Source organism: Staphylococcus sp. HMSC14D10 (assembly GCF_001808125.1).
In the GTDB taxonomy this organism is placed as follows: Bacteria; Bacillota; Bacilli; order Staphylococcales; family Staphylococcaceae; genus Staphylococcus; species Staphylococcus haemolyticus.
In genome coordinates, this window is sequence record NZ_KV792255.1 from 18,742 (window position 1) to 43,144 (window position 24,403).

At 32.5% G+C, this 24,403-nt stretch carries 30 protein-coding genes and 1 other RNA gene; 14 read left to right on the forward strand and 17 right to left on the reverse strand.

What is annotated here, in order from left to right; all coding sequences use genetic code 11:
* Positions 1-85: 85 nt before the first annotated feature.
* A complete protein-coding gene (locus tag HMPREF3134_RS06795) occupies positions 86-694 on the reverse strand; it encodes a histidine phosphatase family protein (protein WP_070441710.1) in 609 nt (202 codons plus the stop codon).
* A 227-nt stretch (positions 695-921) separates the two neighbouring features.
* On the opposite strand from HMPREF3134_RS06795, the gene HMPREF3134_RS06800 reads away from it, so the two are divergent.
* Entirely contained in the window at positions 922-1,164 is a 243-nt protein-coding gene (locus HMPREF3134_RS06800; RefSeq protein WP_011276324.1) for a hypothetical protein, read from the forward strand.
* Here HMPREF3134_RS06800 and HMPREF3134_RS06805 read toward each other — a convergent pair.
* Positions 1,156-1,359, reverse strand: a complete 204-nt coding sequence (locus tag HMPREF3134_RS06805) for a sterile alpha motif-like domain-containing protein (RefSeq protein WP_070441713.1) — start codon at positions 1,357-1,359, stop codon at positions 1,156-1,158. The two genes, HMPREF3134_RS06800 and HMPREF3134_RS06805, sit on opposite strands and share 9 nt — an antisense overlap.
* A 550-nt stretch (positions 1,360-1,909) precedes the next feature.
* On the opposite strand from HMPREF3134_RS06805, the gene tsaA reads away from it, so the two are divergent.
* The 3 genes from tsaA to lnsA all read left to right on the forward strand — a co-directional run bounded on the left by tsaA (position 1,910) and on the right by lnsA (position 3,077).
* Entirely contained in the window at positions 1,910-2,167 is a 258-nt protein-coding gene (gene tsaA / locus HMPREF3134_RS12495) for a type II toxin-antitoxin system antitoxin TsaA (protein WP_070441716.1), read from the forward strand.
* A 22-nt stretch (positions 2,168-2,189) separates the two neighbouring features.
* Positions 2,190-2,378, forward strand: a complete 189-nt coding sequence (gene tsaT, locus HMPREF3134_RS06815) for a type II toxin-antitoxin system toxin TsaT (protein ID WP_011276326.1) — start codon at positions 2,190-2,192, stop codon at positions 2,376-2,378.
* A 117-nt stretch (positions 2,379-2,495) separates the two neighbouring features.
* A complete protein-coding gene (gene lnsA, locus HMPREF3134_RS06820; protein ID WP_070441719.1) occupies positions 2,496-3,077 on the forward strand; it encodes a lipoprotein N-acylation protein LnsA in 582 nt (193 codons plus the stop codon).
* Between the two features lie 47 nt (positions 3,078-3,124).
* On the opposite strand, the gene HMPREF3134_RS06825 is transcribed toward lnsA, so the two are convergent.
* Positions 3,125-3,361 (reverse strand): hypothetical protein, encoded by a 237-nt coding sequence (locus HMPREF3134_RS06825; RefSeq protein WP_016931008.1) that lies wholly within the window; start codon positions 3,359-3,361, stop codon positions 3,125-3,127.
* A 161-nt stretch (positions 3,362-3,522) separates the two neighbouring features.
* Here HMPREF3134_RS06825 and HMPREF3134_RS06830 point away from each other — a divergent pair, with 161 nt between their 5' ends.
* A complete protein-coding gene (locus HMPREF3134_RS06830) occupies positions 3,523-4,272 on the forward strand; it encodes a hypothetical protein (protein WP_256262276.1) in 750 nt (249 codons plus the stop codon).
* A 69-nt stretch (positions 4,273-4,341) separates the two neighbouring features.
* Here the strand turns inward: HMPREF3134_RS06830 and HMPREF3134_RS06835 are convergent, their stop codons facing one another.
* The gene (locus HMPREF3134_RS06835; RefSeq protein WP_070441725.1) at positions 4,342-4,950 is read right to left on the reverse strand and encodes a GNAT family N-acetyltransferase; all 609 of its coding nucleotides are present in this window, start codon (positions 4,948-4,950) and stop codon (positions 4,342-4,344) included.
* A 136-nt stretch (positions 4,951-5,086) separates the two neighbouring features.
* Here HMPREF3134_RS06835 and HMPREF3134_RS06840 point away from each other — a divergent pair, with 136 nt between their 5' ends.
* The 5 genes from HMPREF3134_RS06840 (at position 5,087) to HMPREF3134_RS12215 (ending at position 7,894) form a co-directional block, all read left to right on the forward strand.
* On the forward strand, positions 5,087-5,833 hold the full coding sequence (locus HMPREF3134_RS06840) for a poly-gamma-glutamate hydrolase family protein (protein WP_016931005.1): 747 nt from the start codon (positions 5,087-5,089) through the stop codon (positions 5,831-5,833).
* Positions 5,834-5,908: 75 nt separating this feature from the next.
* Positions 5,909-6,196, forward strand: a complete 288-nt coding sequence (locus HMPREF3134_RS06845; RefSeq protein ID WP_016931004.1) for a hypothetical protein — start codon at positions 5,909-5,911, stop codon at positions 6,194-6,196.
* 239 nt (positions 6,197-6,435) lie between these two features.
* Positions 6,436-6,660 carry a hypothetical protein gene (locus HMPREF3134_RS06850; RefSeq protein WP_053026364.1) on the forward strand — a complete coding sequence of 75 codons (225 nt, stop codon included), beginning with the start codon at positions 6,436-6,438 and terminating at the stop codon, positions 6,658-6,660.
* 127 nt (positions 6,661-6,787) lie between these two features.
* Positions 6,788-7,519 carry a hypothetical protein gene (locus HMPREF3134_RS06855; protein WP_070441728.1) on the forward strand — a complete coding sequence of 244 codons (732 nt, stop codon included), beginning with the start codon at positions 6,788-6,790 and terminating at the stop codon, positions 7,517-7,519.
* Between the two features lie 198 nt (positions 7,520-7,717).
* Positions 7,718-7,894, forward strand: coding sequence for a hypothetical protein (locus HMPREF3134_RS12215; protein WP_016931001.1), 177 nt, complete (start codon positions 7,718-7,720; stop codon positions 7,892-7,894).
* Between the two features lie 548 nt (positions 7,895-8,442).
* On the opposite strand, the gene ssrA is transcribed toward HMPREF3134_RS12215, so the two are convergent.
* From ssrA to HMPREF3134_RS06915, 12 genes are all read right to left on the reverse strand, one after another.
* Positions 8,443-8,804, reverse strand: a transfer-messenger RNA (tmRNA) gene (gene ssrA / locus HMPREF3134_RS06860).
* Between the two features lie 206 nt (positions 8,805-9,010).
* Positions 9,011-9,481 (reverse strand): SsrA-binding protein SmpB, encoded by a 471-nt coding sequence (gene smpB, locus HMPREF3134_RS06865; RefSeq protein ID WP_011276368.1) that lies wholly within the window; start codon positions 9,479-9,481, stop codon positions 9,011-9,013.
* Positions 9,482-9,505: 24 nt separating this feature from the next.
* On the reverse strand, positions 9,506-11,884 hold the full coding sequence (rnr, locus tag HMPREF3134_RS06870) for a ribonuclease R (RefSeq protein ID WP_070441730.1): 2,379 nt from the start codon (positions 11,882-11,884) through the stop codon (positions 9,506-9,508).
* A gap of 42 nt (positions 11,885-11,926) precedes the next feature.
* Positions 11,927-12,667, reverse strand: coding sequence for an alpha/beta hydrolase (locus HMPREF3134_RS06875; protein WP_011276370.1), 741 nt, complete (start codon positions 12,665-12,667; stop codon positions 11,927-11,929).
* Positions 12,668-12,891: 224 nt separating this feature from the next.
* A complete protein-coding gene (gene secG, locus HMPREF3134_RS06880; RefSeq protein ID WP_011276371.1) occupies positions 12,892-13,125 on the reverse strand; it encodes a preprotein translocase subunit SecG in 234 nt (77 codons plus the stop codon).
* Between the two features lie 67 nt (positions 13,126-13,192).
* Positions 13,193-13,663: a hypothetical protein gene (locus HMPREF3134_RS06885; protein WP_011276372.1), complete on the reverse strand. Its 471-nt coding sequence runs from the start codon at positions 13,661-13,663 to the stop codon at positions 13,193-13,195.
* A gap of 265 nt (positions 13,664-13,928) precedes the next feature.
* A complete protein-coding gene (eno, locus tag HMPREF3134_RS06890; protein ID WP_070441732.1) occupies positions 13,929-15,233 on the reverse strand; it encodes a surface-displayed alpha-enolase in 1,305 nt (434 codons plus the stop codon).
* 154 nt (positions 15,234-15,387) lie between these two features.
* Positions 15,388-16,905: a 2,3-bisphosphoglycerate-independent phosphoglycerate mutase gene (gpmI, locus tag HMPREF3134_RS06895; protein WP_070441735.1), complete on the reverse strand. Its 1,518-nt coding sequence runs from the start codon at positions 16,903-16,905 to the stop codon at positions 15,388-15,390.
* A 2-nt stretch (positions 16,906-16,907) separates the two neighbouring features.
* Complete coding sequence (gene tpiA / locus HMPREF3134_RS06900) at positions 16,908-17,669, reverse strand: triose-phosphate isomerase (RefSeq protein ID WP_070441737.1); 762 nt, start codon at positions 17,667-17,669, stop codon at positions 16,908-16,910.
* A 127-nt stretch (positions 17,670-17,796) separates the two neighbouring features.
* On the reverse strand, positions 17,797-18,987 hold the full coding sequence (pgk, locus tag HMPREF3134_RS06905) for a phosphoglycerate kinase (protein ID WP_070441740.1): 1,191 nt from the start codon (positions 18,985-18,987) through the stop codon (positions 17,797-17,799).
* A gap of 163 nt (positions 18,988-19,150) precedes the next feature.
* On the reverse strand, positions 19,151-20,158 hold the full coding sequence (gap, locus tag HMPREF3134_RS06910; protein ID WP_011276377.1) for a type I glyceraldehyde-3-phosphate dehydrogenase: 1,008 nt from the start codon (positions 20,156-20,158) through the stop codon (positions 19,151-19,153).
* 51 nt (positions 20,159-20,209) lie between these two features.
* On the reverse strand, positions 20,210-21,223 hold the full coding sequence (locus HMPREF3134_RS06915) for a sugar-binding transcriptional regulator (RefSeq protein WP_011276378.1): 1,014 nt from the start codon (positions 21,221-21,223) through the stop codon (positions 20,210-20,212).
* A 337-nt stretch (positions 21,224-21,560) separates the two neighbouring features.
* Between HMPREF3134_RS06915 and HMPREF3134_RS06920 the strand changes: the two genes are divergently transcribed.
* Positions 21,561-21,770 carry a hypothetical protein gene (locus HMPREF3134_RS06920; protein WP_011276379.1) on the forward strand — a complete coding sequence of 70 codons (210 nt, stop codon included), beginning with the start codon at positions 21,561-21,563 and terminating at the stop codon, positions 21,768-21,770.
* A gap of 66 nt (positions 21,771-21,836) precedes the next feature.
* Here the strand turns inward: HMPREF3134_RS06920 and HMPREF3134_RS06925 are convergent, their stop codons facing one another.
* Entirely contained in the window at positions 21,837-22,568 is a 732-nt protein-coding gene (locus HMPREF3134_RS06925; protein WP_011276380.1) for a DUF4887 domain-containing protein, read from the reverse strand.
* 207 nt (positions 22,569-22,775) lie between these two features.
* On the opposite strand from HMPREF3134_RS06925, the gene HMPREF3134_RS06930 reads away from it, so the two are divergent.
* The 3 genes from HMPREF3134_RS06930 to HMPREF3134_RS11775 all read left to right on the forward strand — a co-directional run bounded on the left by HMPREF3134_RS06930 (position 22,776) and on the right by HMPREF3134_RS11775 (position 24,368).
* A complete protein-coding gene (locus HMPREF3134_RS06930) occupies positions 22,776-22,955 on the forward strand; it encodes a hypothetical protein (RefSeq protein WP_011276381.1) in 180 nt (59 codons plus the stop codon).
* Positions 22,956-23,260: 305 nt separating this feature from the next.
* The gene (locus HMPREF3134_RS06935; protein ID WP_070441743.1) at positions 23,261-24,160 is read left to right on the forward strand and encodes a TIGR01777 family oxidoreductase; all 900 of its coding nucleotides are present in this window, start codon (positions 23,261-23,263) and stop codon (positions 24,158-24,160) included.
* A gap of 22 nt (positions 24,161-24,182) precedes the next feature.
* Positions 24,183-24,368, forward strand: a complete 186-nt coding sequence (locus HMPREF3134_RS11775; protein ID WP_075140371.1) for a hypothetical protein — start codon at positions 24,183-24,185, stop codon at positions 24,366-24,368.
* Positions 24,369-24,403 lie beyond the last annotated feature (35 nt).

The window sequence follows — 24,403 nt, forward strand, 5'->3', positions numbered from 1 at the left end:
GTTCTAGCCATTTCTGTTTTGAAGATTTAAAAAGCAAAAAACCTCTACAAGTAATTGACATTGTAGAGAATGTTGAGTTAATATTTTAATTTTCATGTTTAGTAATTTCTCCGTTTTCTGGATCAATCTTTTCAATAAACTGAAATTCATTATTTCTATATTCAAATTTTAGAATATGACAATTGCCAATAAAGTAATTAATTGCATCTGTATCTCCAATAACTTTTCTTAAAAATACGTCAATCGTAGTTCCATGACTTACAACTAAATTCGAATCACTATCTGATGTGCGCATTATTTCAGTTAATGTACCTATAAAACGTTCTTCTACTTCATTTTTAGACTCTCCGTCAAACACTACTAAACGATCCCCAAAAGCATCTGTAATATCATAATTTGCATTTAATAAATCATTACTTTCGCCTTCTAAAATACCAAAATGCCATTCTTTGAGTCCCTTTAAACGGTTATAGTCTTGGTTTGGTGCGACGCATTCCAATGTATCACATGCGCGTTCAGAGCTCGATGAATATAAATTTCCAAATGAAATATTATGTTCGTTAAAATATTTACCAGCTTGTTTGGCTTGAGAGGTTCCTAAACTTGTTAAAGGAGAGTCACTTGCCCCCTGCACCTTACCTCGTAAATTAAACATTGTTTGTCCATGTCTCATTAAATAAAGTGTTTTTGACATTGTATACACCTCAAACTTAGTTTTTGTTTCAAATTACTGACATTAATTGAACGCTTTTATTTGTTATTAACCGTTCCTAAGTACAATTGTATTTTCGAGTAATAGTATACATTAATTTTTTAATTTTCAAAAACAAGAACATAGAAAAAATTTATAAAGTGGTTTGAGTCCCGTCATGGTGGGTATAAAATATTATAAGATTCACAATTCTAAAAGGAGTGTCTTTCATGAGCGACCATAATCAATATAATTATGTTAATCCAAATAAGCTCTCGTTAGATTGGGAATGTTTAATCATAAGTAAAACAGATATGTTATTAGATGGTGTTCCAAAAGAATTAATTAATTCTTGGATGGACAGAAATATTATTGAGCCTTTTTCAATAAAAGATAATGAAATTAACTTTAAAACTAAAGATGTGTGGAATGCGCTAAACACCCAAAATTGGTATTACGCTCACTCAAATTAATTTATATAGACTTATTGCTCTATTAGTACTTTCAATAAGTTGATGATCGACGTAGTTAGACATAACATACGATCTAATAGCTTTGTTATTTCTTTCATGTTTTGGAAACTCACAGTCGTTTTCAATATATTGAGCTAAACTTCCTAGAGGTGTATCATCGTTTATAAACCCAATTACAAAATCATAGAATGTCATAGTTCCCCTCCTCAGTTTAATTAATCTCTCTTAAAATATTTCATTATTAATATTGTCTAAACATATAAGATAACTCAACTTTAATATGTAATTAGCAACTTTTGCTTGTTTCTAGTATATAACTCATTGTATTAAATATACTGTTTAAGATTATTAAATCATTTACCCAATAATTAATCACTAAATTTGTTATTTATTAAGATGGTAACTTGTCGTAATTGTTACAATATGGTGAAGAAATCGAAGTTCATTTGTTTAGTTACGTAGCTTCATGCAAAAATGAAAATAAATATTAAAACATTCATCAAAAGTTATAAGGGATGTTGTGTCAGCCGCTTCATTAAGTCGGTTGGCATTTTTGTATATAAAGAAGATTAAATATAAGTTTGATATTTATTACTGCTCACTTTTACAATATTAGCAACTAAATTTTTGACAAATTCTAATATTAAGATAAAAACATACAATTACTTTGATTAACTCATTTTACCGGTATACAATAAATGATATGATTATATAAAGTTTTACTATTTAATAAGAGGTGACACCCATGAATAATAATAAAATTTTTTGGATAAATATTTTTATTACGCTATTATTTTTGGGTTTCAATATTATTGTTACTTACAATGCAGACTTAGATGATTTCTTCTGGCTAATTCCAGGGCTTACAATTAGTGGTATCACAATTGTACTAAGCTTAAGTACTGCGCTCATTTGCAAGAACCTGGTTAGCGAAGTTATTTTTCTAATCAATATTGCTATGCTTTTATACTACATTTATCCTATAGTATATACATTCTTTTAATATAAATTTAGGAGGCTTACACATGAGTTTGCATTTAACTATATTGTTATGGCTTGGTATCATTTTTGTAATAGCAGCCTCAATTATATTGGGCTTATTACTTAAATCTAAAAAAGAAGAACGTAAAGAATCATATTTAGGTTTTACCGTAATATTTTATATTTTTGGATTTGCTTTACTCATCTACGTATTCATATTTGGTATATTATAGCGTAGAATTAAAGAACAAAATGACACTGTTATTTTTGTTCTTTTTTATTTATATCTATATGTAATATTCATTAATAACTCATCAAATATGATTTGTTAATTTCTAAGGAGTATCAAAGTGAAATATTCAATTTCTCCATTTATAAAAATATCATTTGTTACACTGATAATTCTTATAACTTTTCCAACACATTTATTAGCTTATACGAGTAACTCTAATCCACTCTCACCAACTGAAGATGATTTTGATATACAGCCAGGTGATATTATACTTACTAAGGGCCCAGTTTTATATGGTTTCTTTGGTCATTCTAGTATCGCACTTGATCACGATACCGTTTTACAAATAGAAGGCCCTGGGGACAAACCTATTACAGAGTCGTTCCATTCTTTCAAACAACGATTTGGTGAAGGCAAAGATGATTGGATTAAAATCTATCGTTGTTCTATGCCTGGAGCTGGAGAGAGAGCCGCTAAATGGGCTGAAGAACACTATAAAGATACAGATAAGACATATCTAGTCACTTTAAATCTTAAAAGTGAAAGATTTACATACTGTACTAAGATTATTTATCAAGCTTATAAATATGGCGTAAGTAAAAATTCAATTAACGAACATGGCTTACTCATCATTTCTCCATACGCGCTTGTAGATAATTTCACGAAAGATTATCAACTCAAATTAGTTAAACAATACTAAATATCCATAGTAAAAAGAGTAGCTTTGAAATAGTTACTCTTTTTTCGTTAGACAGTTTCCTTGAAATAATTTATGAAATGCTCATTTTCTTCTAATAAATCAATATAAGAAATAGAGCTAAACGGGATAATACGTGTACAATTTTTTAAAGGATAGATAATAATTTCATTTTCATAATCTAGATGAATATCATTTTCTAACACCATTTTTTTAGAACCCACTACAATCGCAATTGCTTTAAAATCATTATTATCAAAGTACTTTTTTAATAATTTTTTATCCATGTTATCTCACATCCTATTCACTTCATATTTACCACTATTTTGTAAAATAACAATGAAATTACCTTATAATTTATGTAAATATATCTTTTAAAATATTTTCAAAAATTTTCAAAAATTTACTAGTCATTTCATTATAAAATAATATTATATTAAATTTAGGAGTGACTATATTGAAAAAAGTTTTATTTACATTATTATTAGGTCTTTTTATATTAACTGGTTGCAGTTTTTCGAATGAAGATAAGGAAGAAGATCATTCTAAATCTTCCTCACAGAATAAAAAAGAGAATGAAAATACTAAAAAGAAAAATGATCAACATTCTAATTCTAAGTCATCAAAATATGATGCAAAAAGCGATGATGAATCTACTGATCAAAACAATGAAGACAGTTCTTCCAACGAACAGCAATCCACTTCTAATTCGAATTCTCAGAATGCAAAGCAAATCGATATTCACAATATAACTGACCGTGCCACATTAGAAGCAGTTATTAACAGCAACGATTACTCTGAAATAGATAAAATTGCTGCATATAATAGTGCAGTTGCAAATGGTGTTATTCCACAAGGTAATGTAATGGAAGGCCCTGCAAGTGAAGCTTATGCAAGTTCACTACGCGTGGAAAGTGGTCAAGAAAAATCTGTTTATGATCAGTCTAACCAGTCTTCAGAAGAAGAAAACATAGACGATCCAAATGCAGAAATCAACGCTGCAACTAATGAGGATGAATACGTAGATGCTTTGAGAAAAAAATATAACGGCGGTTTATCTTCTGGAGAGATTCAAACTAAGCATGCAATTGAACAAGGCTATTATGATGGTGATGATGCTGAAGAAGTTTATCAAACAATACAACAACGAGAACAAGATATAGCTAACGGTAAATACGATAAATATAAGAATAATTAATAAAGTTCATTGGACTTAGAGAGAGGCAAGCTATCACATGTTAAATATGTGATGTGACTATGCCTCTCTCTATTTTACTTCTTTTCTCATTTGATATAGATAATACGGTTTCTTATTAATTTCTCCAACAATTTCAAATCCCATTTTTTGATATAGTTTCAATGCTACATCATTATCTTGTACTACTGTTAATGAAAGTTTACTGAAGCCTGATTCTTTAGCTTTTTGTTCAGCAAAATTTAATAATTGTTGCCCTACTCCTTTTCCCCTTGCATTAGGCATAGTCGCTAGCATACTAATATGGTATTCATCTTCATTACCCTCGTCCATCGTAACAAGTGAATAAAAGGACTTCGGATGTGAGATGATTGATAAGAAAGGTTTCAACTTATTCATTGAAATAATTTGAAGTACTGTTGGCGTCATCGCTCTATCAATCTGTTTTAAAGGATTGCACGTAATAGCTCCAAGCACTTGATTATCATCAAGAGCTACAAATGACATATCATGACTAAAGCGATTCGCACGATTATTCCAAAGTTGTTGTAAGTCACCAATAATTTCATTATCACTTGACTTACCTAATATAATTTTAGCCATGTCATCTATTGCCGAGTAAATTAACTGACCCCCTTCATTATAGTGAGGCTTCGCTGATTGAATTGTTATTTTCGTCACTTTCATTCCTCCTTATTTCAATTATTTACTTATTTTTCTAAATTAAACAATATTTGAGGTTATCAGTAATATAATTTATAATATAAAAGTTAAATTACACATTTTTATTATTACAATCAATATAAAGGAAGGTCATATGAGAAAAAGAAAAAACTGGTATTCTAAATTATATTATATTTTTATTTCTGTCTTAATTATTACTATTATAGCTATTGCATTTATACTTTATAAAACACGTGAAGATAAACAAAATCGTTCATTAGATTATTATTCAAATTTCGAAGAGCTAAAAGAAAACACAACAGAAGGTAAAGATTGGCGTATTAAAACGAAAAATCGTAAAGATAATCACATGCTTGTCACAGCGATACATGGCGGAGGTATTGAACCAGGTACAACTGAACTTGCACGTCGTGTGGCCAATATAGGTGAATATGATTTTTACACATTCGAAGGATTAATGCCAAAGCATAACGAACGCTTGCATATCACTTCAACTGTGTTTGATGAACCGACACTATTAAAAATGTTAGACCACTCAGATGAGACAATATCCATTCATGGCTATTCTGGTGAAGACCCTATTGTTTACGTTGGCGGTAAGGATAAAAAATTAGCGAAATCTATCACAAAATCATTAAAAAATAGAGGTTTCACTGTTCAAAAGAGCCCTAAAGGTATTGAAGCGACATCATCATCTAATATTATTAATAGAAGTGATAATGATTCAGGCGTTCAACTTGAATTAACTACTGGACAAAGAGCATTATTCTTTAAGGATAAACAATTAGATCAAAATACAAGAAAGAACCCAGACAATTACACACATACATTTTACAAATTCGCTAAAGCAGTTAATAAAGGCATTGAAGATGCACAGTAGTTTATTAACCCCTACACTACGTTTTCAATCATATTTAATTTGGGTATAACATATTATAGTGAGGGGGAACATGTCATGTTAGATTCATTAACTCAAGAACAAAAATATACGATAGCTAAATTTTATAAATTATACATGGAACGTTCTAATGAAGGGCAATCTGAAAGTGAAGCGAATTATTTTGGAGATAGTATAAAAGCACAAGATGATTATTTCTGTGATCGTGAATACGATGATTTTTTAGAGAATTGTAAAGTTCTAATCGATCATGGTTATCTTGAAGGACAACTTACAGCAGATAGAATTGATGACATTAGCGTTACTAACAAAGCTTTTACAGAAATAGAGCAAAGTTTTAAATAGTTAAACTACTGGGCCTAGGGCATAAGTAAAATAATGATGCTATTTTGCAATTTCGTAGTAGCTGATTGAACTGAAAAGGTGCTTAAATTATGCTTTTTCATTTCAAGTCATCCTTGCGGGCGGAGCCCCAGCAAAGAGAATTTCCCTAAGAAATTCTACAAGCGAACCAAGCTGGAAGTGGAACGAATTAAAAAATTCTGTCCTACTTCCAGTTTTATTTTTACGAAAAAGGTGAATATATGACTAACTGGAAAATAGATAATCAATCACAAAGACATTTGATGATTCAAGAACATGCGAATGAAATATCTATTGTTGAACCTTATCATAATGGATCTTTCAAAATATTAGCTGAAATTAACTTAAATCAAACATCAAACGAAGCACAACTTAACGATGAAAACTTATATGTATCTGTAAGTAAAGAGCATAAAGAGATTAACATTTTCGATAAGGTGAAATAGCTTGATTAATTATACGTTTACACTACTGTTTTTAAATAGTAATTAGATGTTAATTACAAAGTAATATGTATTATATTATATGTGTAATACAATACAATTAATGATGTAAATTTAATGGAGGTAGCGTATGGAGAAACTGTTGTTCTATACAGGCACGGTATTACTAATTATTGCGATTATATTAATCTTGTTCGCTATTGTGGCAGTATTTAAAAATAAGAATTATTTTAAATATTTTGCGATGGCTATTACGATTATTCTACTAAGTATGCTTGCTTTAGGCATTCATAAAATGATTGAAAGTAATAATCCAACTGAAAATCAAGCAACTCAATCTAAAGATAAGCAACCTAAAGAGGATAAATCATCTAATGATAAAAAGAAAAAAGACAAAAAAGATGACGACAAAGATGATAATAATGTTACTCAAGAAGAACAAAATCGTTCTGAAGAAACATCAACTAATGAAGAATTAAATACTCAAGAACAACAAAGCTCACAACAAGAGCAACCAACAACTGAAGAATCAAATAACGAAGTACCTTCTACTCAACAAGATACTACACAAGATAATACTGTAAACAATCAAAATAATACTTCTTCCAATAATAATCAAAATGCGAATCAAGCAAACGACACAAATCAAAACTATAATCAAAGTAATAGAAATAGTAATGACAATGATGATAATAACGGTTCAAACGGAAATGTTTCTACAGAGGATAGTTCAAGTACTGAGAATCAGTCTAATGAAAATCAAACACAGACATATTCAGAAAATAGTTCCGCTGAACAATCTGACAATGGCGAAGAAGCAACTGAGACTAATACAGATGAATCAAATAAAAGTGCAAACTAATTAGTATAATCAATATATAAATTAATTAATACAATTACTTTTACCGGGATAATCAACTTTTCGATTTATCCCGGTATTTTTTAATTTAAATTATCAAATATTATTAACTGTTGAATTTTTAGAAAAGTGTGACATACTTATAGTAATAATATTTATATCAATTAGATATTAAATATAATTAAATAAAGGGTGACACTTATGAAGAAAGTAGCTTTTGTACTACTCTCAAGTTTTTTACTATTAGGGGCATGTGGTAACAATGATGATTCAGTAGATAATGTTAAGAAAAGTACTCACAAAAAAGACAACCCTAAGGTTCACAAAGATAAAGGCGAATCAGATCGTACAGATGGTAAAAAAATCAACGATAACTAATAGCAAAACAAGCATTTACATGCTTCTTTAATTGAAACGTAAATGCTTGTTTTTTCTATCAATATTACTGACGCAACAAATTTATTAATCCACCTTCTGTCACTTATTATAATAAATATTTAACGAATCCAAATACTTTTCTATCTAAACCATTACTTGTATAAAAAGAATGAGCATTTTTTCTTTCTTCCTTTATACCACTATTCAGGGTAAGTACTTTACTTCCCAATGTACATACTAAACTCTCGCCTTTATTAAGTAAAAAATGAGCCATAACCTTTTTTCAATAATTAGAATTAATGACAAATGCTAAAACCCTCATATATTCTCCACTTTTAAAAAAACAATATTTTACACATACCACTTAAGCCATTAATTTTATTATCTTTCAACTATAATAACAAATAATAATCATCGCGTTGATTTAAATTTTTCAGTCTATCTTTTAATTCCTATTTATTATAGAGCCATTTTTTGTATGGCAATTTTGGGGCAATACTGTGGCAACAAAAACAAAAAGCCCACAACCACAAAGGTTATAGGCTACATTATGGAGACGGCGGGATTCGAACCCGCGTCCAGAGGTCCTGATACACATCTTTCTACGTGTGTAGTCTATTGATGAATTTCGCATAATAGTAAGCAACAGACAACCAGTATTATGCTAGTTTGATTAAATTTCATCTAAACAGACTTCAAACGGCAGTGTTTAGCATATCCTACTAGGGTTGAATCGCGTTAACAGCACGTAGGAGATGCTGTTAGGCGATGCAGAGTGCTATTACGCAGCTACTGCGAAATTATTGTTTGATTTGTCAGTTATATTTACTGAAATGTGTTGATGTCGGAGACAGCCCTCCGACACGCTTAATGTGCTCGAGGGACCCCTGTCGAATCCAAAAACGCCCCCGTAATAAAATTTATAAATCATTACAATACGTAGTGACTGACTGAACTAAGAAAGCAATATATAAAGCAATTCTTAGTTCTAGTCATTCATACTAAAGTGAAATAACACAATCGAAAGAATCCTACTTCACTCTCTATCTAACGTATTTTTTAATTCACAACATCAGTTATCATACCAAATAGCACCCGATTAATCAACAAACATGCTTAATAACGGTCTTTGATTGCACGATCAACATCACGTTTCATTGCTTTATCTTTTAAAGCTTGACGTTTATCATGTATTTTCTTACCACGTGCTACGCCTAATAAGACTTTACATTGACCATGTTTTAAATAAAGTTTTAATGGAATAAGTGAATAGCCAATTTCTCTCGTACGTTCCCCAAGTTTAATAATTTCCTTCTTATGAAGTAATAACTTTCTAGAACGTAAAGGGTCATGATTGAAACGGTTACCTTCCTCATAAGGTGCAATGTGCATATTATTAATGAACATCTCGCCACGTTTAACTTGAGCATAGCTATCTTTCAAATTGGCACTACCTCGACGAATAGATTTAATCTCTGTTCCCTTTAAAGCAATACCCGCTTCAATTGTATCTTCAATATTATAATCATGTCTGGCTTTACGGTTTTCAGCTAGTGTACCGGGTGATTTCGTTTTCTTCTTAGCCATTAATCTGTGTCACCTCTTTGCTGATTATTTTTTCTTACGACGTGATTTTTTCTTCACACTTTTATCTTTATAGAATGGTTTGTGATTCGTTTTACCTTGTTTATCACGACTACGTTGGTTTTTACCTTTTCGTTGCTTACGTTTTTTCTTCTTGCCTTTATGATCATCATCTTTTGATTTCTCTAAAGACTTGCCACGTGTTTTAGCTTGAATCGTTTTACCTCTCAATGGTCGTTGACTTCGATCATTTTTTGGCAATGGCATACCAACAATTTGGAAATCAATCATTCGTTCATCTACATCGACATGTGTGACTTTCACTGTAACTTGATCGCCTATACGGAATACTTTTGCTTGGCGCTCACCAATAAGTGCCATTTGGCGTTCATCAAATTGATAATAATCATCTGTCATATTTGAAATATGAACCATACCTTCAATTGTGTTAGGTAGTTCGATAAACATACCAAAATTTGCAACAGAGCTTACAATACCTTCAAATTCATCACCGATATGTTGAATCATATACTCAGCTTTTTTCAATTCATCAGTATCTCGTTCTGCTTCAATTGCACGACGTTCACGTTGAGATGTGTGCTCAGCTAATTCAGGTAATTTATCTTCCCATTTGTGTAATTCTTTGTTATTCATTGAATTATCGATAAGATATTTTCGAATTAAACGATGAACTGTTAAGTCCGGATAACGTCTAATAGGTGATGTAAAATGTGTATAGTATTCCGCTGATAAACCGAAGTGACCTAAGTTTGTATCATCATAATGTGCTTGTTGCATTGAACGTAACATCATTGTTGAGATAACCATTTGTTCAGAGCGACCTTCAACTTCTTCTTGGATAGATTGTAATGTTGAAGGATGAATATCCTCACCCGTACCTTTAATCATAATTCCAAAGTTTGTAATAAAGTCGAAGAACTGTCTTAAACGATCTGATTTAGGTTGTTCGTGAACACGGTAAATGAAAGGAACTTCAAGTTTATTGAAATGTTCTGCCACCGTTTCGTTAGCAGCTAACATAAATGATTCAATTAAACGTTCACCTTCGCCTCGCTCACGTAAAACCACATCAGTTGGTAAGCCTTCGTTATTCACTAACACTTTAGCTTCACTTATGTCAAAGTCAATTTCACCACGACGTTTACGCATTTGGATTAAACGATTTGATAAATCTTGTGCTAAATCAAGCATTGGTGTAATTTCTTGATACTGCTTACGTACGTCAGGGGCCTTTTCAGTTATAATTTGATTAACTGCATCATATGTCATTCTGTAATTAGAATGGATTACACTATCAAAAATGTCATGATTAACCACTTCGCCTCGTTCATTGATTTCCATGCGACAACTTAGTGTTAAGCGATCGACTTCTGGGTTCAATGAACAAATACCATTACTCAAACGGTGTGGAATCATTGGAATAACACGGTCTACTAAATAAACACTTGTCGCTCTATCGTAAGCTTCTTTATCAAGTTCTGAGTCTTCTTTAACATAGTAGCTAACATCCGCAATACTTACAGTTAATTCAGTGTGACCATTTTTTAATTTTTTTACACTAATAGCATCGTCTAAGTCTTTTGCGTCTGCACCATCAATGGTAATCGTTAACTCGTCACGTAAGTCTGTACGACCTTTAATTTCATCAGGCTTAATCTCTTCAGGAACCGCTTCGGCTTCTTTCAATACATTATCAGGGAATTCGATTTCGATACCGTGCTGATAAATGATTGATAAGATATCTACTCCTGGGTCATTTTTATGGCCTAGAATCGCAGATATATGTCCTTCAGGATTATCTGTACCATCTGCATACTTCGTAATTTGAACGAGTACTTTATGACCATCTACCGCACCAAGACTTTGACCTTTCGGTATGAAAATGTCTTGCATAATACGTTTATCATCTGGGATAACAAAGCCAAAATGTTTCGCTTCACTATAGGTACCGACTACTTGAGTGACAGAATGTTTCTCGATTGATTTAACTTCGCCTTCAATTTTACCTTTATGCTCACCTTTAGACTTCTGTATTTCTACAATAACTATATCACCATCTAATGCACGATTAATCTTCGTTGGTGGAATAAAGATATCATCCATATCTTCTAATTCAGGACGTAGGAATGCAAAGCCCTTCTTATTTTGACTTAACGTCCCTTTAATTAACTTAGAATTTGAACTTTTATGCGAATGTTTGCGTTGGTATCTATCTGTTTTAGTTCGTTCAACTAAACCTGCTTGTTCAAGTTCTACTAGCACCTTTATTAAATCTCTAAACGAGTCGGCACTATTAAGACCTAAAGCATCTTGAAAATCAGATACCGACATCGGTTCGTAATCAGGTTGCTTTATGATTTCTTCAATGGATTGCTTTAAATTCATCATGCCCCTCCTTTCTTCTTTCGTTTAATATTTTTAAATTTATTATTCAGACCAATCTAAAGTTTCTAAGAAACTGTATACATCTTCGAATACTTGTTCTTTTTCTTTATCGATTGTAATGACATGTCCTGAATTTGCATACCATTTGATGTCTTTTTCATCTGAGTCGACATTCTCGTATATATAATTTGCTGATTGAGGATTAATCATTTCATCATTTTCAGCTTGTACTACTAAAATTGGATCTAACACTTCATCGATTTCGTTTCTAACGTTATTTAATGTTTCGCTTAACTCTTTTAACGTTTCAGTAGGATGGAAGTCTTCCATTTCTTTATCAATCGTTGCTTGATCTTTGCCTTCATATTTTTTGAAGTTTCGTGCATATTCTAAAAAGCCTTCGTATATCGCACCTTGCGTTTTACCTTCAGCGGGTGCACACATAGTTATAATACCCTTTACAGGACGATTTAAGCTCAATTTCAATGCGAATACACCACCAAGAGATAAGCCTGCTACGGCAATTTCTTCATAGCCTTGGTCCACTAAATAATCATAACCATCAATCACATCTTTAAACCACACATGTGGGCTTGATTTTAGAATTTCTTCAGGTGGTGCAGCATGCCCTTCATATTGAGGCGCATAAGAAGTGTAACCTTTCTTCTGTAGGAATCTTCCTAATTGTCTTACGTCTGATGAATTACCTGTAAATCCATGTAGAAGTAAGACTGCTCGTTTTCCTTCCTCAAAGAAAAACGGTTGTGGTAATTTAATTTGCATTTAAAATCCCTCTTCCATCATTATCTCAAAATTATTCTTGCGTTATATTTTTTAATTCAAATACAATGCTTCGTATTAATATTATATTTAACTAAATATTCCCTTATTATCTCGGAAATATGCATTATTTAAATCGGACCTTAGGTCTCCTGACTAAATATCAATGACGTCGTCCGTCACTATTCATTATAAATAAAAAAGCCCGACATTAACATCGTCGGACCTTATAAACCAAAGTAACTGATACCAATCATTATTAAAAAGAAAATGACTGCTAAAATAATTGTTAATCTATGCAAGAATAAATCGACGCCACGTTGTTTTTGTTTACCAAATAACTGTTCTGCGCCACCACTAATAGCACCTGAAAGTCCATTACTTTTACCTTCTTGGAGTAATACAACAGTGATTAATGCAATACAATCAATAATTAATAGTACTATAAAAAGTGTATGCATGAAAATTGTCCTCCATTCATTATATACGTTCCGAATTATATCATATACTAGTCTTTATAATCAATGACTATCGATTAAAGGTACTCTTACGGATGATTGAAATAACTAGCATGTATAATGCTAATACTGTAGAGCCCACAATTACGATTATAATAGGAATAATAAACAACATTGATTTAGCTGTTATTATCGCATTTATAACCATAGTTACGTTTACTAATGTAAATAATACATTTGAAACATAGACTGCAAACATAAACCACCACAGATATTTATGTCGATTCCATAATGCAATGACACCTGCTAAATATGCCAAAATATACATAATGCCAGTATATCTAAAGCTATTTAATATATTAGCTACTGCACTATCACTTGCTTTCTGTCCTGCCTGTGATAATAGTGTCTTAGCAGTTAACGTATCTAGTGCAATAAAGTTATGGATGATCAATAAAATACATAAAATTAAAGAACTGTAGCCTATTAATTTACCTGCATTGCGTTCTCTTTGACTAGGTTGATTAAGTTGATTCTCCATCTTTATTTCTCCTTCTTTTATATACATAACTATTATATCAGTTTGTATACCTAAATTAAATCTGTTCCATGTTCGTTAAAAATCATTAGTAGGTTAGATATATGTGATAAAAGCTACATTAATGATTTTGTCATTATGATTTTACAATTTAGTTAATCACTTACATTGTTTAATAATTAAAAAACCTGCCACAGTCTCAACTCTGTGACAGGTAATACATAAGCGTGAACTCTATTAATGTTTTAAATAGGTTAAATTATTATACTTATTTGTCTAAATTGTAGAATGATTTGATACCATCGAATTTAGCAGTTTCAAATAATTCATCTTCAATACGTAATAATTGATTGTATTTAGCAATACGGTCAGTTCTTGATAATGAACCAGTTTTAATTTGACCAGCATTAGTAGCTACTGCGATATCAGAGATTGTAGTATCTTCTGTTTCACCTGAACGGTGAGAAACTACTGCAGTATATCCAGCTTTTTGAGCCATTTCGATTGCTTCGAAAGTTTCTGTTAAAGTACCAATTTGGTTAACTTTGATTAAGATTGAGTTACCAATACCTTGTTCAATACCTCTAGAAAGGATTTCAGTGTTAGTTACGAATAAATCGTCACCTACTAATTGAACTTTATCTCCAATACGATCAGTTAATTGTTTCCAACCGTCCCAATCATTTTCATCCATACCATCTTCGATAGTGATGATTGGGTATTTACCAATTAATTCTTCTAAGTAGTCAACTTGTTCAGCTGCGCTACGTTTCGCACCATGTTCACCTTCGAATTTAGTGTAATCATATACACCATTTTCGTAGAATTCAGATGAAGCACAGTCGAATCCTAAGAATACATCTTCGCCAGATTTGTAACCTGCTTTTTCGATAGCTTTAATGATTGTTTCTACAGCATCTTCAGTACCTTCAAATTTAGGAGCGAAACCACCTTCGTCACCTACTGCTGTTTCTAAACCACGTTCACTTAAGATTGATTTTAAGTTATGGAAGATTTCAGCACCCCAACGTAATGCTTCTTTGAATGATTCTGCACCTGTTGGTAAAATCATGAATTCTTGGAATGCGATTGGTGCGTCTGAGTGAGAACCACCATTAACGATGTTCATCATAGGAACTGGTAATTGTTTACCGTTGAATCCACCTAAATATTTGTATAAAGGTTGACCTAATAAGTCTGCTGCTGCACGTGCAACTGCGATAGATACACCTAAAATAGCGTTTGCACCTAATTTACCTTTGTTAGGTGTACCGTCTAATTGAATCATCATTTTATCAATAGATACTTGATCTAATACTGAAAATTCACCTTCAACGATTTCTGGTGCAATAATTTCGTTAACATTTTCAACAGCTTTAGTAACACCTTTACCGCTATAACGTGATTTATCTCCATCACGTAATTCAACTGCTTCGTGTTCACCTGTAGAAGCACCTGATGGCACTAATGCACGACCGAAAGCACCGCTTTCAGTTAATACTTCAACTTCAACTGTTGGGTTACCACGTGAGTCTAAGACTTCGCGAGCATAAACATCTGTAATAATTGGCATGTGAAAAATCTCCTTTAATTTAGATTCTAAAGCTATTATAGCTTGATTTAATCTTTAAATAAAATATTTATATCAGATAAGGACTGAATCCCTAAAGTTTCAAATATCGTATTAGGGATTTCAATATTCTTACCATTTATAACTGGACTAATTTTTAGTGTTTAATAAGTGATTCACCAGTCATGTCTGATGGTTGATCTACATTTAATAAATCTAATAGTGTTGGTGCTAAATCTCCCAGACGACCAGTTTCACGTAATGTAACGCCTTCTTTAGTTACAATAACAGGAACCGGATTAGTCGTATGAGTAGTCATTGGTTGATCATCATCTGTTAATACTTGGTCAGAGTTACCATGGTCAGCTGTAATAATTGCATAACCATTCATGTCTAAGATTTTATCAACAACTTCACCTAAGCATTCATCCACTGCTTCAATTGCTTTGATAGTTGGTTCTAACATACCACTATGTCCAACCATATCAGGGTTAGCAAAGTTTAAGATAATTAAATCTAAATCCCCTTTATCTAACTCTTCTAATAACGCATCTTTAACTTCATACGCACTCATTTCTGGTTTTAAATCGTAAGTCGCTACTTTTGGTGAATCGATTAAACGACGACGCTCACCTTCAAATTCTTCATTACGTCCACCACTCATGAAGTACGTTACATGTGGATATTTTTCAGTTTCAGCAATACGTAATTGTTTTAAGTTATTATTTTGAGCAACTTCACCAATTGTATTTGTTAAATCCACTTTCTCGAAGACAACTTCAGCATCTACATTGTCATTATATTTAGTAAATGTTGCGTAGAATAAATCTTTAACTTGTTCTACTTTAAAGCCATCAAATGCTTTATTAGTAAATACTTCTGACAACTGAGCTGCTCTATCAGGGCGGAAGTTGAAGAAGATAACTGCATCTCCATCATTGATGCCATTATTTTGACCTTCAACAATAAATGGCTCAACAAATTCATCTGTTAAATCATTAGCGTAGTTAGCTTCAACGCCTTCTTTTGCTGAAGCATAAGCAGGCCCTTCAAAGTTACGGATAGCATTATATGCTTTTTGTTCACGGTCCCAACGTTTATCACGGTCCATAGCGTAATAACGGCCAGAAATAGATGCGAACTCACCTACACCTAATGATTTAAATTTAGCTTCTGTTTCCTCAATGTATTTTAGTGCTGATTTTTGGTCTACGTCACGACCGTCTAAGAATGCATGTACATAAACTTTATCTAAACCTTTTTGTTTAGCAAGTTCTAACAATGCAAATAAATGTTGGTAATGACTGTGTACACCACCATCAGATAGTAATCCAAAGACATGTAATGCAGAATCATGCTCATTAACATGTTGCACGGCGTTATTTAACACATCATTTTCAAAGAAATCGCCATCTGCGATTGATTTATTGATTCGTGTCAAACTTTGGTAAACAATACGTCCTGCACCAATGTTCATATGACCAACTTCTGAGTTACCCATTTGGCCTTCTGGAAGACCTACGTCTAAACCACTGGCTTCAATTTGTGTAGTTGGGTATTTACTGTAATAGCGGTCAAAATTTGGTTTATGCGCTTGTTTTACAGCATTACCATGTTCACTTTCACGATTAGCGAAACCATCTAAAATGATTAAAGCTGTCGGTTGTTTAGCCATAATTATTTTGCACCTTCTAACAATTGTACGAAATCTTCAACTTTTAATGATGCGCCACCTACTAATGCACCATCAATGTCAGATTGAGCCATGTATTCTTTAACGTTGTTAGGTTTAACACTACCACCATATTGAATACGTGTTGCATCAGCAACATCTTGACTAGCCACTTTCGCTACTGTTTTACGCACGTGAGCACACATTTCATTAGCATCATCAGAAGTAGCTGATTTACCAGTACCGATTGCCCAAATTGGTTCGTATGCAATAACAACTTCTTTAAGTTGCTCTTCTGATAAACCTTCTAATGCTTTTTCAACTTGATTGCTAACGATTTCATTAGCTTTGCCATTTTCGCGTTCTTCATCAGTTTCACCAACACAAATAATTGGTGTCATGCCATGATTAAATATCGCATGTGCTTTTTTATTCACATCTTCATCTGTTTCATGGAATAATTCACGACGTTCTGAGTGTCCAATAACTACGTATTTAACACCTAAGTCAGCTAATGCCACTGGAGAAGTTTCTCCTGTGAATGCACCATTATCTTCAAAATAAGTGTTTTGAGCACCAATTTTCAATCCTTTTGCTTTGCCATCATTCACTAATGAAATTAATGCATCTAATTGAATTGTTGGTGCACAAATTACTGATTCAACTTCTTTTTCATCAGGTAATGTTGGTAAATTATTAACGAAGTCTTTAGCTTCTTTAACTGTTTTGTTCATTTTCCAGTTACCAGCTATGATTGGTTTTCTCATTGATTACACTCCTATATATTTAAAATTGTAATTTTAGCGTTAAATAACTTTTTAAGACGTAAAGTCTTATTCTTTGTACATTTTCCCTTGAAAATGCTTAGAAAAACGTACACCTTTTATAAGATGATTATTTATCATTAATTGCTTTAATTCCTGGTAATTCAATACCTTCTAGGTATTCTAATGATGCACCGCCACCAGTAGAAATATGTGTGAAGTCATCTTCAAAACCTAAAGAAATTGCAGCTGCTGCTGAGTCACCACCACCGATAATTGTAGTAGCGTCTTGTAAGTTAGCAATGGCTTTACATACACCGATTGTACCTTGAGCAAAGTTACTAAATTCAAATACACCCATAGGTCCATTCCATACTACTGTATGTGCACCTTCTAATTCTTTAGAGAATAATTCAACAGTTTTAGGGCCAACGTCCATTGCTTCTTGATCAGAAGGGATGTTATCGATTGATACTTCAGTAATTTCAGCGTCATTTGAGAATTCTTTCGCAACTTTCGCATCTACTGGTAACACAATTTGATCGCCATTACTTTCAAGTAATTCTTTAGCAAAGTCGATTTTGTCTTCTTCTAGTAAAGATAAGCCAATTTCTTTGCCTTGTGCTTTTAAGAAAGTATACGCCATTCCACCACCAATAAGAATTTTATCAGCGATATTTACTAAGTTTTTAATAACACCAATTTTGTCAGATACTTTTGCGCCACCTAAAATTGCAACTACTGGTTTATGTGGATCGTTAACAACACCACCGATAAATTTAATTTCTTTTTCCATTAAATAACCAGCCGCTGTTTCTAAATGCGTTGAAATACCAACATTAGAAGCATGTTCGCGGTGAGCTGTACCGAAAGCATCATTTACAAATACATCACCTAGTGATGCCCAATATTTACCTAGTTCAGGATCGTTTTTAGATTCTTTTTTACCATCTAAATCTTCGAAACGTGTATTTTCAACTAATAATACATCGCCTTCACTTAAGTTTTTGATAGCTGATTCTAATTTTTTACCACGTGTTTCAGGTACGAAAGTAACTTCTTTACCTAATTTTTCAGATAAAGCATCAGCAACAGGTTTTAATGTAAGACCTTCTTTATCACTTTCTTGTTTAACTTTTCCTAAGTGAGAAAATAGTACTAATTTACCACCTTGTTCGATGATATATTTAATTGTTGGTAAAGCCTGAACAATACGGTTATCATTTGTGATCTTACCGTCTTTTAAAGGTACATTGAAATCAGCACGTTCTAAAACAACTTTCCCTTTTAAATCTAAATCAGAAACAATTTTCTTTGCCATTATAATTTCCTCCTCTAAATAGGAATTACTAATATAAAAATAAGCGGAGAAGCGTTAGTGCTCCCCGCTTACTCATAAGCTAACTTATTTCAATAATTTGTACAAGTGTACTGTGAATAGTACATCCATACTGAGCACAAGTTTATTTAACTATGCTTCTAAATTATTTAGATAATTCTGCTAAATATTCTAAAGTACGAACTAATTGAGCAGTGTAAGACATTTCGTTGTCATACCAAGCTGCAACTTTAACTAATTGACGGTCACCAACAGACATTACACGAGTTTGAGTAGCATCGAATAATGAACCGTAAGTCATGCCAACTACGTCAGAAGAAACGATTTCGTCTTCAGTGTAACCAAATGATTCGTTTGAAGCGTTTTTCATTGCTTTGTTAACGTCTTCAACAGTAACGTCTTTTTCTAATACAACTGTTACTTCAGTTAATGAACCTGTAGCAACTGGTACACGTTGAGCACCACCGTCTAATTTACCATCGATTTCAGGAATAACTTTACCGATTGCTTTTGCAGCACCTGTTGAGTTAGGTACGATGTTTTGAGCTGCTGCACGCGCACGACGTTTGTCACCTTTTTTATGTGGACCGTCTTGAGTCATTTGGTCACCAGTGTATGCGTGAATAGTTGTCATTAAACCTTCAACTAAACCAAATTCATCACTTAATACTTTAGCAACTGGTGCTAATGAGTTAGTAGTACATGATGCACCTGAAACAACTGTTTCTGAACCATCTAAGTCATTGTGGTTAGTGTTGAATACGATTGTTTTTACATCACCTTTAGCTGGTGCAGAGATTAATACTTTTTTAGCACCTGCATTGATGTGTGCTTCTGCTTTTTCTTTATCTGTATAGAAACCAGTACATTCTAATACTACGTCGATATCTAAATCGCCCCAAGGTAATTTGCTTGCATCTGGTTCTTCGTATGATTTAACTTCTTTACCATTTACGCGGAAACCACCATCAATAACTTCAACTTCTCCTGTGAAACGACCTTGCATAGTGTCATATTTTAATAAATGAGCTAACATTTCGTCGTCTGTTAAGTCGTTTACTGCAACTACTTCAATACCTTCTACGTCTTGAATTCTTCTAAATGCTAAACGACCAATTCTACCAAAACCATTAATTGCTACTTTTACTGCCATTATAATGGCCTCCTTTAAAATGATATTTAAAAAGCTTTAAACTTTTTATTACTAATTTAATATTACCTTTGCTGCTGCTTCATCAGTAATTAAAACTGTATTTTTAGGTGCAATACTTAAGTAAGCTTTAATTGCTTCACCTTTAGATTGTCCACCTGCAACAGCGAATATAAAATCTTTGGTTTCTAAATCTTCAAGTTGTAGTCCTATTGTCTTTACTTTGTAGACTACATTTCCTTGAGCGTCAAAATAGTAACCGAAAGCTTCTGCGACGGCTTGATGATGTTGAAGGCTTTCAATCACCTGTTCTGACGATTGTCTACGATACGCCATCTTCAGCGCATCACCAATACCGTGAATTGTTATATTTGCTTGTTTAATTTTATCTAATGTATGAACCACAGAGGGTTCCATCAGAAGTGTATTATACGTTGATTCACTCACATTATCTGGTACATAAAGTGTTGTATAATAACCACCTGTTTGTTGCGCCATGCTCGCTGAAATCGTGTTAGCTTGATAAATAACATTCTCACCAAGACCACCACGAGCTGGTACGAAAAATACATTAAATGGTAGAAGATGCATGGCTCGGCTTACATTTGCCATTGTTGAACCACCTGTTACTGAAACAATAGCGTCTTCATATAAGATGCTTTCCAATAATTGGCCAGCTTGTCTTCCCATTTCGGATTTAACATTCTCTTGAGCATCTGCATCACCAGGTATAACATGAACTTCTTTAATACCAAAAGTTGACTTAATTTGATCAGCTAATTGATTATCATCAGTATAAATATTGAAATATTCGTTAAGCTGATTCAAAACTGACTTGCCTTCTTCAGTGATTTCCATTCCAGTCGATTTGACTTGAATTAAATCTTGCTTTTTCAACATATCAGTTTCAGATCTTAAGACACGTTCGGTAATATCCATGTGCTCACTTAAACTTCTTCTACCTACTGGTTGATTATTTGAGATAGTAGTTAAGATAGAAAAGCGTCGATACATTTTATCAATTAAATCAGGTATCAGCTTCTGTTGAATTTTAATCAAGTCCTTCACTACTACCTTCCTCCTTTATGTATAAAGGGTAACCAATAGCGTAAACCCGGTTTGACTTATTGTGTCCCGCGCGGGACAAAATCTAACCTCTTTACACTTGCAATAGTACTATTGTGTTGTTGAAAATGCAAGAGAAAAACTCTAATATTTAAAATTATCTGTAAAATTCCCTAATTTAAGTAGTATTTCCCATTTTATAAAGTGGCACAAAGTTTAATTAAACCCTTATTTTATAGTATTACCCTTTAAGTTTAGAAATTATTCTTTTGCAAAATACTTTCTTGTTTAAACTATTTTAATTTACAATATAAGAAATTCATTTAAGGAGGATGAAGAAATGGCTCAAGAAAATGATAATAATGTAGAAGTCATTGACCCTGAAGATCGTAGATATAAAGATGATAACTATTTTAATGGTAATGAACGTAACAACTATTCAATAAGATATCATTATGGTTGTGGTTGTCCATTTGGTTGCCTTTCTTCAATAATCATTTCTATTTTGCTTTCAATTATATTTACCTTTTTACTCAATTGGATGTTTTAAAAAAGTAAAAAGTGAGACTTGAAACATGACTGTTTCAAAATCTCACTTTGATAACTACTAACTATATTATTCATTACTATTTGATGATTTTTGGCTTGACTGACTTTGACTAGACGTAGAACTTCGTTGTGAAGTTTGTCTTGTGGTTGATTGCTGCGTAGACGACTGAGTTGTTGATCGTTGTTGTGTTTGCGGTGATTGTTGCGTTCTAGTTTGATTGCTTGTCTGGTTACTATTAGACTTATCCGTATTTGACTCACTAGAATTACTATCACTGCTATTATTACTGTTACTTTCTTGAGTTGCTTGTTCTTTAGTGCGAGCTTCTTCTGTTGTAGCTTCTTCTTTAGTTGTTCTCTCTTGTGTTTTTTCTTCCTTAGTCTGTGCTTCTTTGGTTCTTTGTTTCTCTTCTGTTAATGGCTGTTGTTTAGTTCTTTGTTGAGTTGAAGGTGTTGCTTGTTGTGTCTGACGTTGTTGGGTTTGAGCTGTTTGCTGCGTAACATTTTCTTGAGTCACATTCGAACTATCTTCACTAGTTTTTTTATCTTTATCTGACTTATCCTTTTTGTCTTTATCTTCTTTGTCTTTTTTATCATTTTTATCTTTGTGCTCTTCAGTTGATTGATTGTTTAAGCGTTCACTTGAACGATTTGAATGATCTACAAATGCAAAAATCGCAAATGCTAATCCGCTTAATAATAATAAAACGATAATCGTACTAATAAGTTTCGAAATGCCACTCATTTTTTTCTTTTCCGGTTCACCAAAGTCATCTCTATTTCTATTGTTCTTAGACATAAGTTACCTCACTTTAATATATTAAAATTGTCTAGTCCCCTAAATGTAGCATATAATTTTACAGTAATTCGCACGGAAATGAAATAAAAAGGTTTAAGACATTAATTATAATGATACATAATCACTTATATATGATAACATCATAAGTAATTACAAACATCAATTATGCAAATTTAATTTTATTATAATGTGAAAGTGTGAGTCATAATGAAAAAATTTGTTTCTGAAGATATATTTGAAGATGAAAATGTACCTAAACATAATCTAAAAACTATGATGTTGAATAATGATGATTATGATGACAGTCATACATCTCAGTTTGATTTTATATTTTTATCAGTCATTTTCATTCCTCTAATCATATTATTCTTAATCTTTATTCATTAGGACTATAATAGATATACAAAGAGCCCACACGATTCTCGCATGGGCTTCTACTAAAGGGAGTCAAAATTGACCTTCGTTTATTTTGTGTAGTCTATGGGGTATACTCAATTTACTCAGAGATATTGAAATCTACTATAGCGAAGGTACAAATTAATTATAACTTAACTTTAGATAATTTAAATCCTGTCTACAGCTTAGTAAATGACATATTATTGACTAATCATTGTACATTTTTTGAACAAGAAAAGTTCAATGTTGATAATAGAAAAGCTATCTTAATACTATAAATTAATAGAGGTGTAAATATGAAGCAATTCTTAATAACTGGCGGAACTGGAATGGTAGGCAGTCAATTAGTAAATAAATTAAAGAATCGCGATGTACATATTACAATACTAACTCGTAGTGATAAGCAAAGTGATGATCCAAAGATTTCTTATGTTAATTGGTCAAAAGACGGTTGGATGTCCCAAGTTCCAGATATAGATGTTGTAGTTAATTTGGCTGGTGCAACTTTAAATAAACGCTGGACTCCATCATATAAACAATTGATTATGACTAGTCGTATTCAGTCAACACAATCACTAGTTGACTTGTTTAGCCAACGGGAACATAAACCTGAAGTGCTCTTTAATGCTAGTGCAATGGGTTATTATCCACCTAGTTTATATCATACGTATACAGAAAAATATCAAACACATCCATTTGATTTTCTATCTGATGTGGTTTATCAGTGGGAACGTTTTGCTAAACGCTTTGAGTCATTTGGTACGCGAGTAGTACTTGGCAGATTCAGCATGATTTTATCTAATGATGGAGGCGCCTTACAGACGATGAAGCTTCCTTATAAATTCTTCGTAGGTGGTAAATTAGGATCTGGATTCCAATGGTATTCATGGATTCACATTAATGACTTAGTGCGCGCAATTCTATTCACAATCGATAATCCTAAAGCAAAAGGTCCATTCAATATGGCTGCACCAATTGCTGAACGCCAAAATTTATTTGGATACACACTTGCGCGTGTCATGCATCGCCCTCATGAAACATGGGTGCCATCATTCCTAATGCGATTAGCACTTGGTGAAATGTCTACGGTTGTTTTAGATACGCAAAAGGTATTACCAAATAAACTGGATGCGCTCGGTTTTACATTTAACTATTCTAATCTAAAAATTGCTTTCGAAGATTTAATAGATGCATAATAATTTAATTGGAGTTTTGAAAATGAATGACGAGAAATTAACTTATATTCTACTTATCATCGCAAGTCTATTTCTTATACTCAATGGTATTTTCGCTTTCGAACATAATTTAGTAATTATATTAATGTCTATATTCTTCATTTTAAGTGGCATTATTTTACTTATTATATCTATTCGACTGTTCCTAAAATGTTCTTCAAACAATTAAAATAGTCATAAAAAAACGGGGAGTGTTTGTTTAAA